This is a genomic window from Arthrobacter sp. NPDC058127, assembly GCF_042884555.1.
Classification (GTDB): Bacteria; Actinomycetota; Actinomycetes; order Actinomycetales; family Micrococcaceae; genus Arthrobacter.
This window is the reverse complement of the sequence record NZ_JBHVTT010000001.1, coordinates 1-16,718: the sequence shown is the minus strand read 5'-3', so window position 1 is coordinate 16,718 and position 16,718 is coordinate 1. Positions and strand designations below refer to the sequence as shown.

General features: G+C 66.2%; 19 protein-coding genes. 11 read left to right on the top strand and 8 right to left on the bottom strand.

Annotated elements, in window-relative coordinates; translation table 11 throughout:
* The first annotated feature begins 4 nt into the window (after window positions 1-4).
* From ACFVTG_RS00095 to ACFVTG_RS00085, 3 genes are read left to right on the top strand one after another with little or no spacing between them, the layout of a single operon-like run.
* A complete protein-coding gene (locus ACFVTG_RS00095) occupies window positions 5-817 on the top strand; it encodes a glycosyltransferase family 2 protein (RefSeq protein WP_390277034.1) in 813 nt (270 codons plus the stop codon).
* Complete coding sequence (locus ACFVTG_RS00090; RefSeq protein ID WP_390277032.1) at window positions 814-1,521, top strand: DUF2064 domain-containing protein; 708 nt, start codon at window positions 814-816, stop codon at window positions 1,519-1,521. The genes ACFVTG_RS00095 and ACFVTG_RS00090 overlap by 4 nt, the downstream gene beginning before the upstream one ends.
* Window positions 1,518-2,267 carry a methyltransferase domain-containing protein gene (locus ACFVTG_RS00085; protein ID WP_390277030.1) on the top strand — a complete coding sequence of 250 codons (750 nt, stop codon included), beginning with the start codon at window positions 1,518-1,520 and terminating at the stop codon, window positions 2,265-2,267. The genes ACFVTG_RS00090 and ACFVTG_RS00085 overlap by 4 nt, the downstream gene beginning before the upstream one ends.
* Here ACFVTG_RS00085 and ACFVTG_RS00080 read toward each other — a convergent pair.
* Both ACFVTG_RS00080 and ACFVTG_RS00075 read right to left on the bottom strand, forming a co-directional pair.
* Complete coding sequence (locus ACFVTG_RS00080; RefSeq protein WP_390277027.1) at window positions 2,228-2,740, bottom strand: hypothetical protein; 513 nt, start codon at window positions 2,738-2,740, stop codon at window positions 2,228-2,230. The two genes, ACFVTG_RS00085 and ACFVTG_RS00080, sit on opposite strands and share 40 nt — an antisense overlap.
* Window positions 2,740-3,957, bottom strand: a complete 1,218-nt coding sequence (locus tag ACFVTG_RS00075) for a molybdopterin-dependent oxidoreductase (RefSeq protein WP_390277024.1) — start codon at window positions 3,955-3,957, stop codon at window positions 2,740-2,742. Before ACFVTG_RS00075 ends, ACFVTG_RS00080 begins: the two co-directional genes overlap by 1 nt.
* Window positions 3,958-4,069: 112 nt before the next feature.
* Here ACFVTG_RS00075 and ACFVTG_RS00070 point away from each other — a divergent pair, with 112 nt between their 5' ends.
* Window positions 4,070-5,461: a glycosyltransferase 87 family protein gene (locus ACFVTG_RS00070; RefSeq protein WP_390277022.1), complete on the top strand. Its 1,392-nt coding sequence runs from the start codon at window positions 4,070-4,072 to the stop codon at window positions 5,459-5,461.
* Between the two features lie 27 nt (window positions 5,462-5,488).
* Here the strand turns inward: ACFVTG_RS00070 and ACFVTG_RS00065 are convergent, their stop codons facing one another.
* The 3 genes from ACFVTG_RS00065 to ACFVTG_RS00055 all read right to left on the bottom strand — a co-directional run bounded on the left by ACFVTG_RS00065 (window position 5,489) and on the right by ACFVTG_RS00055 (window position 7,655).
* Window positions 5,489-5,869 carry a YybH family protein gene (locus ACFVTG_RS00065; protein ID WP_390277020.1) on the bottom strand — a complete coding sequence of 127 codons (381 nt, stop codon included), beginning with the start codon at window positions 5,867-5,869 and terminating at the stop codon, window positions 5,489-5,491.
* A 25-nt stretch (window positions 5,870-5,894) separates the two neighbouring features.
* Complete coding sequence (locus tag ACFVTG_RS00060) at window positions 5,895-6,650, bottom strand: SDR family NAD(P)-dependent oxidoreductase (RefSeq protein WP_390277018.1); 756 nt, start codon at window positions 6,648-6,650, stop codon at window positions 5,895-5,897.
* 81 nt (window positions 6,651-6,731) lie between these two features.
* A complete protein-coding gene (locus tag ACFVTG_RS00055) occupies window positions 6,732-7,655 on the bottom strand; it encodes a LysR family transcriptional regulator (protein ID WP_390277016.1) in 924 nt (307 codons plus the stop codon).
* A gap of 146 nt (window positions 7,656-7,801) precedes the next feature.
* On the opposite strand from ACFVTG_RS00055, the gene ACFVTG_RS00050 reads away from it, so the two are divergent.
* From ACFVTG_RS00050 to ACFVTG_RS00035, 4 genes are all read left to right on the top strand, one after another.
* Window positions 7,802-8,098 carry a muconolactone Delta-isomerase family protein gene (locus tag ACFVTG_RS00050; protein WP_390277013.1) on the top strand — a complete coding sequence of 99 codons (297 nt, stop codon included), beginning with the start codon at window positions 7,802-7,804 and terminating at the stop codon, window positions 8,096-8,098.
* Between the two features lie 8 nt (window positions 8,099-8,106).
* Complete coding sequence (locus ACFVTG_RS00045) at window positions 8,107-9,300, top strand: YbfB/YjiJ family MFS transporter (protein ID WP_390277010.1); 1,194 nt, start codon at window positions 8,107-8,109, stop codon at window positions 9,298-9,300.
* A 121-nt stretch (window positions 9,301-9,421) separates the two neighbouring features.
* Window positions 9,422-10,078, top strand: coding sequence for a maleylpyruvate isomerase family mycothiol-dependent enzyme (locus ACFVTG_RS00040; protein WP_390277007.1), 657 nt, complete (start codon window positions 9,422-9,424; stop codon window positions 10,076-10,078).
* A gap of 102 nt (window positions 10,079-10,180) precedes the next feature.
* The gene (locus ACFVTG_RS00035; protein ID WP_390277003.1) at window positions 10,181-11,098 is read left to right on the top strand and encodes an alpha/beta fold hydrolase; all 918 of its coding nucleotides are present in this window, start codon (window positions 10,181-10,183) and stop codon (window positions 11,096-11,098) included.
* A 10-nt stretch (window positions 11,099-11,108) separates the two neighbouring features.
* Here ACFVTG_RS00035 and ACFVTG_RS00030 read toward each other — a convergent pair whose 3' ends face one another.
* The gene (locus tag ACFVTG_RS00030) at window positions 11,109-11,570 is read right to left on the bottom strand and encodes a GyrI-like domain-containing protein (RefSeq protein WP_390277001.1); all 462 of its coding nucleotides are present in this window, start codon (window positions 11,568-11,570) and stop codon (window positions 11,109-11,111) included.
* An 11-nt stretch (window positions 11,571-11,581) separates the two neighbouring features.
* Window positions 11,582-11,887 carry a hypothetical protein gene (locus ACFVTG_RS00025; RefSeq protein ID WP_284752364.1) on the bottom strand — a complete coding sequence of 102 codons (306 nt, stop codon included), beginning with the start codon at window positions 11,885-11,887 and terminating at the stop codon, window positions 11,582-11,584.
* A gap of 223 nt (window positions 11,888-12,110) precedes the next feature.
* On the opposite strand from ACFVTG_RS00025, the gene ACFVTG_RS00020 reads away from it, so the two are divergent.
* The 3 genes from ACFVTG_RS00020 to ACFVTG_RS00010 all read left to right on the top strand — a co-directional run bounded on the left by ACFVTG_RS00020 (window position 12,111) and on the right by ACFVTG_RS00010 (window position 15,343).
* Window positions 12,111-13,229: an alanine racemase gene (locus ACFVTG_RS00020; protein WP_390276999.1), complete on the top strand. Its 1,119-nt coding sequence runs from the start codon at window positions 12,111-12,113 to the stop codon at window positions 13,227-13,229.
* Between the two features lie 51 nt (window positions 13,230-13,280).
* A complete protein-coding gene (locus ACFVTG_RS00015) occupies window positions 13,281-13,898 on the top strand; it encodes a TetR/AcrR family transcriptional regulator (RefSeq protein ID WP_390276997.1) in 618 nt (205 codons plus the stop codon).
* Between the two features lie 176 nt (window positions 13,899-14,074).
* The gene (locus ACFVTG_RS00010) at window positions 14,075-15,343 is read left to right on the top strand and encodes an MFS transporter (RefSeq protein WP_390276995.1); all 1,269 of its coding nucleotides are present in this window, start codon (window positions 14,075-14,077) and stop codon (window positions 15,341-15,343) included.
* On the opposite strand, the gene ACFVTG_RS00005 is transcribed toward ACFVTG_RS00010, so the two are convergent.
* On the bottom strand, window positions 15,344-16,360 hold the full coding sequence (locus ACFVTG_RS00005; protein WP_390276993.1) for a Gfo/Idh/MocA family protein: 1,017 nt from the start codon (window positions 16,358-16,360) through the stop codon (window positions 15,344-15,346).
* Window positions 16,361-16,718: the final 358 nt, after the last annotated feature.

Sequence of the window (16,718 nt, the reverse complement as noted above, 5' to 3'; positions counted from 1 at the left end):
AAGGGTGGAGAAAAAGCAAAGCGGTGCACGCGGTTCGCACGATCGAATCGGCGTTCCCAGCATCCCAAACGGACCGGAGGACGACGGCGGGGGTTCAGCCGCCGCGTTGGTAGACGTGGTGTTGCCATGCCTCAACGAGCGTTCGGCCCTTCCCAAGGTGCTGGGGGCCTTGCCACCCGGATATCGCGCGATCGTCGTGGACAACGGATCAACCGACGGCTCCGGTGCCCTGGCCGAGAGCCTGGGTGCCACTGTTGTCGACGAAGCGAGGCGCGGCTTTGGCGCGGCAGCACATGCCGGACTCCTGGTGGCCACGGCCGAGTTTGTGGCCTTTTGCGATTGCGATGGTTCGTTGGACCCTGCCCAACTGGCCCCGATGCTGGAGCTCGTGCGCACCGGCCGTGCCGATCTGGTGTTGGGTGCACGGCGTCCGGCCCGCGGTGCCTGGCCGATCCACGCCCGGCTGGCCAACATGGCCCTGAGCCGGCGGTTGCGCCGGCTAACGGGCATCCCCGTCACTGACCTTGGCCCCCTTAGGCTTGCTCGGCGCAGCGCACTCCTCGGCCTGGACCTGAGGGACCGGCGCAGCGGCTATCCGCTGGAGATGTTCCTCAAAGCGCACCGCGACGGCTGGCGTGTTGCCGAGGTTCCGGTCGACTATTCTCCGCGGCTGGGGAAGTCCAAAGTCACGGGGACGCTCCGCGGAACCGTCACTGCGCTCAAAGACATGGGGACCCAGTTGGCCGCCGCATCGCAGCGGACTCAGGCGACGAAGGGCGGCGGACCAGCGGCGGGTCCCCATGGAGCGACGCCGTGAATCTCACCATCGCCGTCATTGCCAAAGAATGCATCCCGGGCAGGGTCAAGACGCGACTCACTCCCCCGCTCACTCCGGAGGAGGCCGCAGCCCTGGCCCAGACAAGCCTGAGCCAGACGTTGGAAACAGTGCGGTCCCTTCCCGCGGCCCGGCGTTTGCTGGTGTTTGACGGCTCCCCGCGCCAAGGGGACGCTGCTGGTTTTGAAGTATTCGCCCAGAGTGCCGGAGGCCTTGACGAACGGCTGGCGGCTATCTGTTCGCTGACGGCCGGACCGCTGCTGATCCTGGGCATGGACACGCCCCAGCTATGCGGGGAACAGTTGGCCCCGCTCCTGGCAGACTGGGCAACTCCCGCTCCGGTGCCGCATCGCGGCGCGTGGTTCGGCCCGGCGTCGGACGGTGGCTTTTGGGCGTTGGGACTGTACCGACCCGACGGCGGTCTGCTCCGCGGAGTGGGCATGTCCACCCCGCAAACGGGAGCGCACCAATTGGCCCGGCTGGCCGGCGCCGGCCTGGACGTGGGGCTGCTGCCCGTCCTGAGGGATGTGGACTACTTTTCCGATGCCTTCGCTGCCTCCCGGGAGTGTGGCGGAACCCCGTTTGCCCTCGCAGTGGAGCGCCTGGCCACGGGGCGGCCAGCGGCCGGCGTGCCGGCTGAGGCCCCGTCCGCGGCCGCACCCAACCGAAGGGTTGCCTTGCGATGAGCATCCGGGCAGTCCCCAAGGGTCCCCGCGCCCGGGCGGACGGTTCTGCAGCGGGGATGGGCCCGCTAGCTTTGTTTGGCCAAGCTCTATTCGGACAGGGCGGGCACGAACCTTACGCCCGTAGCCTGCCCCTCGGCCAGGGGCGCCTGACGCTGCGTCCGGAATCTCCTTGGCACGAAACCATCGGGCGCGTCCACTTCAACATGCTCGGTTGGTCCGGCCCCGCCACGGCAGACGAACGCGAACTGCTTCGCACCCTGCGCGGGCCCGTTCTCGATGTGGGCTGCGGCCCAGGCCGGATGCTTGAGGCCGCCCGGGAACTGGGGCTGGCCTCCATGGGCATCGATTCGAGCCCAGCCGCGGTGGCGCTGGCCACCGACCGCGGCGGCGCGGCCATCCTCGGCTCCATCTTTGACCCCGTCCCGCACGAGCGGGGCTGGGGTTCGGCCCTGTTGCTGGATGGCAACATCGGCATCGGCGGAAACATCCGGATGCTGCTTGAGCGTGTTGCCTCACTGCTCGCGCCGGGCGGGCACGTACTGGCTGAGGCCGAAGCCCCGGACTTCCTCGATGTGGCCTACCTGGCTGTGCTGGAGGATTCAGACGGACGCGCCAGCGCGGCCTTTCCCTGGGCCCGCGCCGGGTCGAAAGCGCTCGCTTTCCACGCGGCGCGGGCGGGGCTGGATGCCGTGGCCACCCGGACCGTTCAGGACCGGGTCTTTCTGACCTTGGAACGGCGGCCGTAAAGTCCGACGGCGGCCACGACAACCGCCGCGGCCACTGCCAGAACCAGCCAAAAGACACCCAAGGCCAGCGTATAGTCGCCCTGCAGGACGGTGCCGTTGGCGCCACTGCCCTGACCCCCTGGCTGAAGCACCTGCTGGGCGCGGATCAGCGGGGCTGCCACCAGGGTCACCACCGCCCCCACCAAAAGGGCCCCGCGCACTATCTCCTGTTGAACTGGGCCCAGTCCATACGTCAGCCGCGACAAGCCGCCGCCGGCCAGCGTTGTTAGCGGGACCAGCACGCCGTCGTGCACCAATAACGCCACGGCAAGCCAGGCCGCCACACCGATCAGCTGCATAGGCGGCACGTTCGCCAGGAATCCGAAGACGGCATAGCCGAGGGCAGCCAGGCCCAGGGCGCCCAGGGCTGCCCGCACCCACCAGACAGTCCTGTGTTCACCGGGCGCCGACGGAGTCACCAAAGGGAGCCGCATCAGATCACCTCCACTTTGTGCACCCATTTGGTCTGCAGGACTCCGGGACGGCCGGGGGCGATGATCCGTGCCGGATAGCCATGGTCGAGGTCAAGTGGTTCGCCGTTGAGCTCGAGCGCCAGCAGCGTCTGCTCGTCCTGGCTGTACGCGGCAGGCATGAAGGAGCGACCGTAAACGCCGCCCTTCTCCATACTGGAAATCTGCAGCTCGGCATCCGTCGGTGCGCCCACCGTCGCCATCAGGTCCCTGATTCGGACACCGCGCCACTGGGCTCCTTGGCTCCAGCCCTCCACGCACGCGATGGGCAATCCATAGCTGTACTGCGGCAAGGCCGCCAGCTGCGCCAGAGTGAACGTCTTCTGCACCGATCCCGAGGACACGGTCAGCACCCAGTCAGGGGCCAGCGCGGAATCTGCCACACCCGCCTGGGCTGCGGTCCTGTTGATGGGTACGCCTTGCGGGCCCGAGTCCATTCGTCGCGGCGCAAAGAGGTTCAAGCCTGACAGCCAGGCGAACGACTGGCCCGCCGTCGCCAGTACGACGACGCCGGTCCCGGCGGTGATTGCCGCCAGGAACCCCCTGCGGCTCCCGCCGTGCCCGGTTCCGGGCTTCACGGCAGCCGGAGCGGTTTTGCCCGCCGGCACTCCCCTCTCCGTGTCCGCGGCGATAGCGGCCTCGTCCGATCGGCGGCTCCAATGGGCCAGGATGAGGGGCATCTTGACAGCGATATGAAGCGCCAAGGACCCGATGATGACCCAGGCCAGCCAATAGTGGACATCCCTGAAGGAAAACGGCCAGGGATACCACTGAAAAGTGTTGAGCAATCCGATGGTGACTTCCACCAGCGAAGAAGCCACAAAGAGCGCAATCGAGGCCCGTTCGAGTGCGTGCACCACGGACTTTAGCGGCGGCCAGCGCAAGAGTTCGGGATACACGGACCATAGCTTGGCGGCCAATAGAGGGACGGAAGCTATCCCGGTGGCGACGTGGATACCCTGCGTAGCCACGTAAAGCCACACGGGACGGGTAAGGAAAAGCATCCAATCTGGCGGATCCTGCAGAAGGTGGCTGAACAGCCCGGTCAAGAAGCAAACGGTAAAGGCAAGGCCGAGCCAACGGCCAAGCACTACTGTAAGCCGCCTGCTGCGCAAGGGCGAGGAGAACCGTCCGCTCACCGCTTCCATCCGCTGTTGGAGGAAAGTGGTCAATCTGTCCATACCTCGATCAGACCACCAAGACCCTCCCGTCGTCCCGGTCCAGACCTTACGAAAGGCAAACGGTGCCGCGGATCGATGGCCCACCAGCCTGCACGTAGTGCACGATCGAAGGGTGAGCGAACCAACAACCCGGCGCGCGTCCGGCATTTCGGCTGCGGCGGTGGCGCTGGCACTGGTGGCCCTGCTCGCCGGGGTCCTCTGGTGGACCGTCACCACCGATCCGTCTGCCGAGTGGGTGTCCCCCCTTGGCACGCTGGCCGCCTGGACGGTCTTCGTCCCGGCGGCACTGGCGGCGCGCCGGATCCCGGCACGGTACGCGGCCGCCGTGGTGCTCCTGGGCTCCCTTCTGGTGGGAGCAGCGGCCATCGCCGCACCGCCGGCCACCAGCAACGACTCTGCACGCTATGCGTGGGACGGCATCGTCCAGAAAGCCGGAATCTCCCCTTATGCCCACGTTCCGGCGGACGAGGCGCTGCGGCCGCTGCGGCCGGCCTGGTTATTCCAGGACCCCGGACCGGACGGAACCTGCCATGCCAATCCCTTCCTGACGGGCACGGAGACCACTACCAACATTCCAAGCGGCAGCGCCCTGTGCACGGCCATCAACAGGCCCGCCGTGCCCACCGTCTATCCGGCGGTGGCGGAGCTGTATTTCCTGGCCGTGCGGCTCATCCCCGGTTCCGAAGTGGGGTTTATCGCCTTTCAGCTGGCCGGGCTGCTGCTCAGCCTCGCCATAACGGCAGCGCTGTTGACGTTCCTGCGCCGCACCGGAAGGCCGCCACACCAAGCCGTGTGGTGGGCATGGTCCCCGCTGGTGGCCTTTGAAGCCATCAACGGTGCGCACGTGGATGCGTTGGGCACCGCTCTGGCCTTGGCCGCGGCGCTGCTGCTGGTGGGCGGGCGCACACTGGGCTCCGGAGTGGCCTTTGGCGCGGCGGTGGCCACCAAGCTCATTCCGGCCATCAGCGCCCCGGCCATGCTGTACCGGCGGCCGGTCCGCTTTGTGGCTGCGGCCGTGGCCACATTTGCCTTGACATACGTGCCATATCTCCTCGCCAGCGGTTGGGCTGTACTGGGCTATCTGCCCGAATACCTTCGCTCGGAGGGATACGACGGGCAGGACAGCCCGCGCTTCACCCTGTTGAAGCTGCTGCTCCCGGCCAGTTGGGCGGCCTCGGCCGCACTGGTGCTGCTGCTCGTCCTGGCCATTTACGTGTGGCGGACCACCGACGTCTCCCGGCCTTGGGACGGACAGGTGCTGATGGTCGGAGGAATGTTGCTGATCGTCTCGCCCAGCTACCCCTGGTACGCGCTGTTGCTGTTGCCGTTCGTGGTGCTGAGCGGCCGTTACGAGTTCACCAGCATCGCTCCCGTGCTGGCCCTGATGTATTTCACCGGGGCCGAACCCTACGGCCAGTTGACAGCGCGAGTGGGCCTGGGCGCCGTCGTCGTGCTTCTGGTGGTTGCCACGGTGTTGAGGCGACGGCTGCGAAGCACGGTGTGAAGTCCGAAACGCAGGGCTGCATCCCGATCAGAGTCCGGGCCGGTGAGATACCTGGTAGAGCGCCAGCATCCAGTCGTCTCCGCTGCGCTGTGCGGCGACACCGATGAGTACCGGCAGCGTCGACCGACCGTCGGCGAACCCGAATTCGACGCTGAGGTAGCCGTAGACGAAGTCGCTTGCGGGCCTCCTCGTTTCGAGGATTCGGTACTCTGCGGTCAGCCCGAGGGGCTGGGAGGCATAGTAGTCGGCAACCCCCTGGCGGCCGACAGTGTACGGGTGTAGGCCCTGGAAGACGGCGTCTTTGGTGAACAGCTCGGCGATGCCTTCGGGGTCGTGTGCGTCAATGGCGGCTTTCCAGGGGTCGAGGACGCCCCGCAGGATTTCCGCGTCGTCTGCTGTCATAGTCATGTGTTTACTCCTCTGGTGGGTGTGGTCAGTGGCCGGCGCTCATGCCGCCGTCGACATGCAGTATCTCGCCGGTGACGAACCCGGCGTGCTCAAGGAAGACGATCGCGTCGACGATGTCGGTCACTTCGCCCATGCGGCCTACCGGGTGCAGTGCTGCGAGGTCTGCATACGTCTCGGGCGAGTGCATGGGGGTCTTGATCGTGCCTGGGGCCACGGCATTGATCCGGATGCCACGGGTTGCGTATTCGATGGCGAGCGACTTTGTTGCTGACTGCAGGCCGCCCTTGGTCAGTGATGCCAGCACCGAGGGAACGCGGGAGTCGGCGTTGTCGACAAGGCTCGTGGTCACGTTGACGACGTGGCCCGCGCCGACGGTCAGCATCTGTTCGACGGCGCGCTGGGTGATGCGGAAGAATCCGTCTAGGTTTACACCGGTCACGGCCGCGTAGTCGTCTGCCGTGTAGTCCGTGAAGTCCTTGGCAATGAACACGCCGGCGTTGTTGATCAGCGTGTCGAGGCGCCCGAATCGCTCGACCGCTGTGGCGATGATGCGGTCGGCTGTTGCGGGGTCGGCGAGGTCTCCCTGCACGGTGACTACCTCGGGATCGTCGGACATCGGGATGGAGCGCGACGTGGCGATAACGGCCCAGCCGAGCTTGCGGTAGGCGGCGACGACGCTGGCGCCGATGCCCTGCGACGCGCCGGTGACGACGGCGACCTTAAGGGTTGGGCGGGTGGGCAGGGTGCGGGCGGAGGCGGGGGTGGGTTGCGTTGTGGTCATGTATCGAGTGTGATCCGGATCCGCCTGCTTCTGCCACGACCGCCGTCCTCCCTGCTGGTAGTCCGAGGCTCCCAGAACGGCTTAAGGAGTCGGGCGACGGTGCGGGTCGCCAGCGGGCAGCCAGACCTCGGGGCGATGCAGGTCGAGGTCGCCGGGATCCGCGGACAGGGCCTCGACGACGGCGTGCACGGCGGCCCGCGTCTCGTCGGAGCGCCACACCAGCGACCACGTCCAGTACACCTCCGGTGCCACGACCGGGCGCTCATGCAGGTCGGGCGGAATCGGGGCGATGATGTCCTTCGGCGATCGGAGTACGGGGCGGCCGCTGCGCCGTACGTGATCGAAAAACGCGGGGCCGGTGATGCCGCCGTCGGCGATGCGGAGGGTGTGCGCGCCGGTGTCGCGCGCGAACTGCCCGGCATAGAGGTTCCACGACGACCACGAGGCGGTGTCGTCGTCGAGCAATGCAACCACGTCCCGGGCCGCCACCTCGCCGACAGTGTCCCCGGCCGAGACCGCGTGGAGGCGATCGGCACCGAGGAGCGCGGCGCGAAGGCCGTGTTCCTCAAGGTCCGCGGCGCGAACCCAACACACCGCAAGGTCAAGGCTCCCCTCGGCGACCCGCTCCGCTTGGGTGTGCGACGGCGCGACCCACGGGTCCACGTGCACCTGCGCCACCGACGCCGTGCGCGCGGCGAGGTCGGCCGGGAGCCAGCTGACATACCCCAGGCGCACCGGCTCGGTCCCGGACAGGCGGGCCGCCCGCAGCTCGACGTTGTCGGCGCGAGCCAGGAGATCGCGTACGTCGGGGAGCAGGGCAGCTCCGGCCGGGGTGAGGGTCACCGATCGCCGGTCCCGGTCGAACAAACGAACGCCGAGATCCCGTTCTAGCGCCTTGATCTGCTGGGACAGGGACGGGCCGGCAATGAGCAGCCGGGATGCCGCCCGTCCGAAGTTCAGTTCTTCGGCGACTGCTACGAAATACCGCAGCTGGCGCAGCTCCATGGCCCGATTGTACGCCGCTAGGAGGCTCTGCCTATCACAAGCGAGGACGCCGGTCGTGGCGGCTGAATCGGGAGAGGCCGGACGATGAAGCGGGTAAGGGATGGCCTGCAGAAAAGGGCCGTCGGAGGAAAGAACGGAGCCAGATCATGCACGAGTTCCTAGTCGAGATCACGACGAGCGTTCCCGAGGGCACAAGCCCTGACGAGGTGGACCGTCGCCGCGCCGCCGAGGCGGCGCGCGCGCGGGAGCTGGCGGCCGCGGGTCGCCTGGTCCGGTTGTGGCGTCCTGTCGGCGAGCTGCGTAGCATCGGGATCTGGCGGGCGGCCGACGAGGCCGAGCTGCACGAGAAGGTTCTCGGCACGCTGCCGCTCCGTCCGTGGATGACCGTGACGGTGACCGCGCTCGAGTCCCACCCGAACGACCCCGGCCGCACGGCATCATGAATTCGATCGTGAGCGCCGCAGTGACTTCCCCCATGAGAGCTTGGTGCCACGTGGGGCAGGCCGCAGCAGCGCTGGCCGGGGGGATGGGCGTCGGACGGTTCGCGTACACGCCGATCCTGCCCGCCATGCATGCCCAAGCGGGTCTGTCGACGGTCGCAGGGGCGCAGCTGGCCACCGCGAACTACGTCGGCTACCTCGCGGGCGCGTTGGCCGGCATCGCTTTCCCCGCGGTATCTCGTTCGCGGGCCACGCTTCGGGGCTCCTTCGCCGTGTTGATCGCGAGCCTGGCGGCGATGCCGGCCACGGAGAGCGAGTTCGTGTGGATGGTCCTTCGCGGCCTGGCCGGCGTGACTAGCGCGTTGATCTTCGTGTTTGCGGTGAGCGCGCTCCTCAGCGGTTTGCGGGAAAGCCACGCCCACTTGGCGGGCTGGGGCTTTGGCGGAGTCGGCGCAGGAATCGCCGCGTCTGGGCTGCTGGTTCTAGTGCTCCTGCCAATCACCGACTGGCGGGCCGCGTGGTGGGCGTCTGCCGCGCTCACCGCGGTCCTTGCCGCGATCGGCTGGACCCTGCGCACGGCGCCCGGGGACCCCACGCCGGCCGTCGGGGCTAAGCTTCGCCCGGTTTGGCCGGGGGCGCCGGGGCGGTTTGCGGCACTGCTCATCTCGTACACCCTTGAGGGCGCCGGCTACATCGTCGCCGGGACGTTCCTCGTGGCCGCGATCGAACAAAAGGCCACAGGGGGGCTCGGAAGCAGCGCCTGGGTGCTGGCCGGAGCGGCCGCTGTGCCGGCGTCAGCACTGTGGATGCGGTTGGGGCGGCGATGGTCCCGCCTCCACCTGCTGCTGGCCGCCCTCGTCTTACAGGGGGTCGGCATCGCCCTCCCGGCCTTGACGGACGGCGTCGGCGCCGACCTCGCCTCGGCAGCCCTCTTCGGCGGAACGTTCGTCGGGATCAGTGCGCTCGCTCTTGCTGTCGGCAACGAGCTTCGCTTCCCGAGATCGGTCGGGCTGCTCACCGCGGGATACTCCGTTGGCCAGATCGTCGGGCCGCTGGTCGTGGCCCCGATTCTGCAGCAGGGATACGGCCCGGCGCTGCTCACGGCTGGGGCAATCGTTTTGGCCGCGGCCGTTACTGCTGCCGGCGTGGGGCGCGTGCCCGCTCGGCAGTTCTCCACGCCGGCCGTGCCCCTTTCCGAAAAATGAGGATTCCTCTCTGGCGGGGCCCATCGAGTCCCCGCCGCGATGTCGAGCGCGGGGAAACCAGTTGGCACATTATGCTCGGGATATGTCGCCGGATCGCTATCTTACTGAGCTTGCCAGCAGCGTGGACCGTCTAAGCGTCCTGGCACGCCAACCCGAGGACATCCTGGCTCGTCCTGTGCCGGCCTGTCCTGGCTGGACGCTCAAGGATCTCTTCGGGCATCTGGGGTCAATCGAACGTTGGGCCGCCGAAATAGTCCTTTCGGGGAAGTTTGTCGAGGAACCGGCACCACCCGCCACCGGCGCCGAAACGTGGTTCCGCGAAGGCACGGACGCATTTCTACGGACAATGGCGGCGCTCGATCCCGAAGAGCAGTGCTGGAACTTTGGCCCACCCCCGCGCAAAGCCGGTTTCTGGCGTCGGCGCCAGGCACATGAACACGCCGTCCACCTCATCGACGCGTGCCAAGCATCAGGGTTGGCGGTTCCCTCTTTGTCAGCAGATTTCATGCTCGACGGAATCGACGAGATCCTGACAATGTTCACCCCGCGACAGCTTCGGCTGGGTCGTATGGCCCAGCCGGAGGGGACAGTGACATTCCAGGTACCCGGGGCCGGCAGCTGGAGGTTCGGCCAAGGAGCCACCGAGGCCTCGATTACCTCCCCGCCGCGCGGGATGTACCTGGGTCTCTGGGGCCGCTCCAATCTCTTGGAAACAGCGATCATCGAAGGCGACAAAGCCCTCGCGATCCGCGTTCTCCAAGGCCCCCTCACCCCCTGAACAACCCCATCCGGGGGTCTGCGAACGCGCCGGAACAGGCAAGTCCCATCCGCTACCTCTGCGGCTACGAACCAGTGTCACAGAGCAAGAGGAGAGGTGACCATGAGTGTTCAGCAGAAAAGCGCCCCCACGCTGCGGCGGCATGTCGTTCCCACGGAGCTAGGGCGCTGCACAGTGCGTGTCCAGCAGGGTGCCCCGGGACGGTGGGGCGTGTCCGGCACCCCGGAGGTCTACCTCCACGGCGCCGCGGGATCCTGGACCACTTTCCAGGCCCTGCTTTCCGGGGCACCGACTTCCGGGGAACCGGCCAACGACCGGGTCCTGATTGATCTGCCGGGCTGGGGCGAATCCACGAACGGTGCCCGGCTGGAACGGTTCAGCCTCGTGGCGATGGCACGCGCCGTCACCGGAGTGCTGAAAGCGCTCGGCTACCAGCGGTGGAACCTGGTGGGCCACTCCATGGGAGGCTTCCTGGCCCTGCACATGGCTGCGGCATGGCCGGAGCAGACCGCCAGCGTAGCCGCCATTTCGGCCACCACATTCAGTGTGTCCGACGCGTGCAGGGCGCCGCTCCCCGGCCTTTACAGATTCCCGGCGTTCACCGGCATGCTGCTGGCCATGCGCACCATGGCGGCCCTCGGTCCGGCAGGGACGGCACTGGTGCGTACTGTCTCCGCCACACCCCTCATGGGACCACTGATGTCTCCGTTCTTCGCAGATCCGGCAGCCATTCCCCCGGTCGAGATCCGCGAGCTCGGCTACGATGCCCGGCCGGCCAGCTTCTCTGCTGCCGCAAGGGCAGCCGCGCACTACGATTTCGGCCAGTGGCACGGCATCCGCTGCCCGGTTCTGGCAATCCGCGGCGACAGCGATGTGTTCACGCCCGAGTCTGATCTGGCCCGCTTGGCAGTTATAGTCCCCCACGCCCGGCTGGCGACAATCCCGCGCTGCGGCCACTTCGCCCACATCGAGCAGCCCGATCACGTGCAACGGCTGCTCGGCGAACTGTGGTCCTGTTGAAGTGTCTCCTCTACTTCAGAAGGTGCACGACCGTCGTTTCAGTATCGGCCTGATCGGGTGTCGGATCTCCGTAGATCTCCCAGGAGTGCCCGGCAGACTCCCTGTGATTCGCCGCCATCCACTCGTCGATCGCGTTGTACGCCTCGTTCATACGGTCGTATGGCCCATGGTGGACTGCTACGGCAGCCTCGCCTCCGGGCGTTTCGGTCGCGTAGACCTCGCCCGCCGTTTCGAAGCTGCGCGTGATTTCGACGCCGAAGTCGCACAGAAGGGGTGCGTCGGGCGTGTTCGAGTGGTGGTAGACGAAGATATTGTGGCCGTCCGTCCACAGACCCGGCTGACTGCGAATGAAGTCCCAGACAAGGCCCACCGCAGGGCCCCATGCGGAACCGACGTCGCCTGGTGCGACCTCGCGCCGGACGGCGGCCAGCATGCGCGGGCGGACAGTCTGCACGTTGACGGGGACCGACATGCGCGAGTCGGCTAGTACTTGTCCGCAGAGTCGACCGATTCCCCGACGGTGATTTCAGGTGCCACACTGGGGTCGCCGCCGACTGAACCAATGAACGCCTGGATCTCGGGATCACCGAAGAATTTTTGGAACGCCTCCGTCGATTCCCATTCGTCGACCACGAGGACGAACCCGTCCCCGACTGCGAACTGATGGTGAATCGCCCCAGCCGCCCGGCCGCGCTCGCCCCATTGGCGATACTCGTCCGCGCGCTCCTCCAGCGACTTGGCGAAAACGCTCGTGTCACCGGAAACCTTGGTTGCAATGATGACAGACATAATGTGACCTCCTATGGCCTGGACTCAGCTAGTGGCAGCCAGCCACGCGACGATGCGCGTGAACGGTCCGACACGTGAAAGACCATACTCACTCCGCGTGGCAACCGCCCGAGTGGCCGCTACTTGTCATTAGCCGCGATCTGTCCACGGGTTCTCTAGTTACTGAACCGGATAGGATCTCCGGGTACCCAGCTTCCAGAACGTCCTGAAAGAACCGCACCGCATGACGCACCTTGACGCCGCCCTCCCGCTCCGCACCTTGCCGCAGATGCTCCTGGACGTTGCCGCCGTCGAGCGCAATATCGGCATCAAAGAGGCCTGGACACGGGAACGCGGCATGGTGCTGGCCCCGCACATCAAGACCACCATGACGGACGAGATTGTCCGCCGGCAGTTGCCCGGCTCCTGGGGCGTGACCGTGGCGACCACCGCGCAGGCCGCGCAGGCCATCGAGTGGGGTGCGACTAGGATCCTCATCGCGAACGAGGTGCTGTTCCGCGGCCACCTTGAGGAGTTGCGCGCCTGGCTGACAGCCTCGCCGGAGCTGGAGATCTACTGCCTGGCCGACTCGGCGGCGGGCGTCCAGGCCATGGCCGAGGTGTTCCAGGACTCGCCACGGCCGCTCAACGTACTGATCGACGTCGGGACCCCCGGCGGTCGCACCGGGATCCGCAGCGAGGCCGAAGCCGGGCCCCTGGCCGGGGAGATTCGTGCCGCCAGCGGGCTGCTGCTGGCCGGCGTCAGCGCCTACGAGGGTGTGGCACCGAACACCCGGACGGATGAAAACCTGGCCGGGATCGATTCGCATTGCCGCCTGGCCCGCGACATTTTCGATGAACTGCGCCCCACTTTCGAAGTGGAAGTGCCGGTCTTCAGCAACGGCGGCTCCGCGTTCCAGGACCGGGCAGCCGCGTTCCTGCCGCACAGCACCTCCGTCAACGTGCTTCGTTCAGGCTGCTACGTGGTTCACGACCATGGCACCTACCAGAGCGTCTCGCCGGTCCCCGGTCTCACCGCCGCGGCGGTGGTGCGGGCGCTGGTCATCTCCGCCCCGGAAGCCGGGCGCGTGGTCCTGAACGCGGGCAAGCGGGAGTTGGCGTACGACGCCGGCCTGCCGGTGATCGTCTCCCGGTTCCGTAACGGGGCCCTCCTGGCGGCCGGCGAACGAGCCACGCTGACGCGCCTCTTCGACCACCACGCCATCGTGGACGACGCCGAAGGCCTGCAGGTCGGCGACGTTGTGGACCTGGGCATCTCCCACCCCTGCTCGCTGTTTGACCGCTGGCGCGAGGTAGTTGCAGTCAGCGATGACGCCGTCGAGACCTGGCGGCCAAGCTTCTAAGCCGTGCGCGACGTCCCGAGCTGGCTTCTACCACTCACGTACGATGGTGGGATGGCCAACGATCAAGCCGAGGAGCGTGGGCGGTCATACCGGAAAGCCCCCGAACGACGAGCCCAGATTCTCTTGCGAGCTATAGAACTGTTCGCCGAACAGGGAGTCGGCTCCTCGTTGCGGGCGATTGGAGCTGCGATCGGCGTTTCGCATGCCGCGCTGCGATACTACTTTGCATCGCGCGATGAGCTCTTGGTCGCGGTTTACCGAGAACACGAAGGCATGGTTCACGAGCCGTCCGGCACGGCCGACGTCTCAGCCGTGGCCGTGATGGAAAAAAGCGCCGAACGAAACCGCACAATTCCTGGTCTGGTTGAGCTGTACGCGACGCTGACCACTGATGCGCTTCAGGAGCGCCATCACCCGGTCACACGGGACTTCATCGACGAGCGTTTTCGCCGGGTTCGGGCCGATCTAGCCGAAAGGGTCCGGGCCGGTCAGCGATCCGGATCCATAGCCGCGGACATCGATGCCGATGATGCCGCCGCGCTGGTCGCCGCCGCCTCCGATGGCTTACAACTGCAATGGCTCATCAGCCCGGACGACGTGGACGTGCACCGCTCGTTGGCAATCCTGGAACGGCTGTTGCCGCCTGCCGGGCCGGCCTTGACGCATTAGCTCGCGGCAGACGGGCCTTGATGGGCCTGACCTGCACCTTCCATGTCCGAGTATTCACATGCCCGTTCGGGGTTTCCCTGTGCGCCCGTGTCCTATATTCTTACAATGGAAGAATTCGGGTTGATCGATCGACGGACCCGCGCACCCGGCCGCTTAGAAAGCACTGTGATCCCCGAATGACCGCACCGAAGGCTGTCGAAGACGCCGACCCCGTCCTTACTGGCTCGACGGCGGTGCGGAGGTCTCCGCTCCGGCTCGTCCTCGAAACTCCCCTTTACCGGGGGGCAACAGTTGCGATGTTCCTGTCAGGCCTCGGGTTCTCTGCGGCGGCACCCCAGATCGCCTCGTTCCTCGTCAATGAGCTCCACGCGTCCCTCACTGTTGCCGGGCTCTACTACCTGACTAGCCTCACAGCACCACTGGCGGGATACCTGGTTGGCGCACGCTCTGACCGGACGGGCCGTCGCCTTGGCCTGTTTCGCGCGTGCGCTGTCGCCGGCTTCCTGGGCTGGTCCGGAATCGCATTCTCCACCCAGCTGTGGATGCCGTTCGTCGTAAGTGCCCTCGTCCTCGGGTTTGCAGGTGCCGCCACATCGCAGGTGTTCGCAGCCCTTCACGACGAGATCAGTGCGCGCCCGAAGGCGGGAAATGATGGTGTGGTCGCCATAGTGCGTATGGCGCTGACCGGCGGCTGGGTGATCGGGCCGGCCGCGGGGTCGTTCCTGGCCGCAAATGCCGGCCCTCGGGCGATGCTTTTCGCGACCGCTTTATGCACTCTCGCCCAAATCGTGCCGTTCATGACGTTGAGGGCATCAGCACCTCGCCGCACTCGCGTCGGCCGGCGGGCGGAGAGCCTACCTGCACCCACCGCAAAGCCCGGGCTCCGACAGATGGCCCCCTTGCTCATGTTCACTGCGCTCTACATGTGCGTGTACGCCGGTGAGTCGATCAAGTACGCCTACCTTCCGATCTACATGAACGAACAGCTCCGACTGACGCCTGCGCTTGGCGGCGCGATTATCGGAGTCCAGCCACTCGTGGAACTCGTACTAATGCCCGTGGCTGTCCTTGTTGCCAGGAGGACCGGGATGATACGGCTGATGATCCTGGCAGCGGGATTCGGCGTCGCCGCGAACATCTGCTTCGGCGCGACCGGCACAGCCCTCGGACTCTTCGCGGGCCAGATCCTCATGGGAGGGGTTTGGGGAGTATTCGCGGCATTGGGCATCGTCGTGGCGCAGCGACTGCTGCCCGCAGCGGTGGCCACGGCTTCGGCGATCTTCATGAGCTCCGCCGCTGTAAGCTCGGCGATGGGTGGGCTCGCGGGCGGGCTCGGAGTCGCCACCATCGGACTCCCCCTCGTGTTCCTGCTGCCTGCGTTGTTCGCCGTCGTCGCTGCCGTCGGCCTGGCGTGCATGTCCAGATTCAGCAAGCACGGCCTCTAACTAGCGGTCTATGAATTCAATCAGCTGTCTTTCGCCCGTTCTATCTGCTTCCAGGATCGAGAGGCTGACAGACAATGCGTTTGCGGCGTCCACGCCATCGACAACTGGCCGCGCCCCCTCGCGTACCGCTGATCGGAAGCGTTCGAGCGTGATGTCGTACGTATGGCGACGGTCGGTAACTGAAATCTCTCTCGTGCCGGAGCCATCCGTGAGAGTGATCGAACCTTTCGGCTCAGGAGTCATGACGTCATGACCAAGGATGCTGCCCTGGTCACCATTGATCTGGATGTAGGAAGCCGTGAAGGGCATCGTGAACGAATCTTGGAAGTCGACCAAAATGTCATCGTGGTATCGGATGGACGCGCTGGAAGCGTCATCCACACCCGAAGCCCAATCACTTTGCGACAGGGTGGAAGCGATAACATCGAGCGGGCGACCGCCCAGTAGCGGATTGACGACTGAAGCGTTGTGACAGGACAGATCCATGACGACGCCGGCGCCTGGAGACTTTTCAAGCCGCCACCCGCGAAGGCGTTCGGGAAGGAGGGTCGAATGCCGGACGTTAACGCTCAATGGTCGCCCAATGGAGCCTGAAGCGACGAGCGCACGAATAGTTTGATGGGTCCCGGCCGCCGGGAGATGGTGGTTGACGGCCAGGACCACGTTGTGGACGCGGCAGGCCTCCACCATGGCTTGTGCCTCGTCGAGCGTCGTTGCGACGGGCTTCTCACACAGGACATGCTTTCCGGCCCTGGCCGCGGCGATTGTTTGTCGACAGTGATGCTGGTTTCGGCTGGAGATGTAGACGGCATCGATCGAATTATCCAAAAGAAGCTCGTCAAGGCTCTCATGATGCATTCCGATGCTGTTGCGTTGGGCGTATGCCTTGGCATGGCCGGTGTCGCCACTGACGACACTGGCCACCACGTCGCCGACGCGGCGAATTGCAGGGATCATTCGCGTGGCAGCTATGTCACTGGCACCCACAATCCCCCAGATAAGTGGTTTGGACATCATCCTGCCCGCCTATCGTGCCCGAGGGGCCGGGTTCCCGGCCGCACTTCTGTCGCGTAGGACATCCAGCTTGCCGACATAAGACAAGAAAAACAACGAAACACCGTTCTTGCTCCTCAGGAACTCTTTCAAGACGGATCCGGATCGGTCAGATGCCGAAGCCTGCCGATGGCCGTCCCAAGCGACAACCATCGACAGGCCCAACTGACTCGCATTTGTTGTCGTTATGGGGGCTCATAACGACATCTACTGCTAGGTAGTTGGGTGGGTGGTCAGTTGGAGGGGAAGTTGTAGGAGGCGCCGGAGGCGTGGGTGGGTTCGGGCCAGCGGGAGGTGATGACCTTGCCGCGGGTGTAGAAGG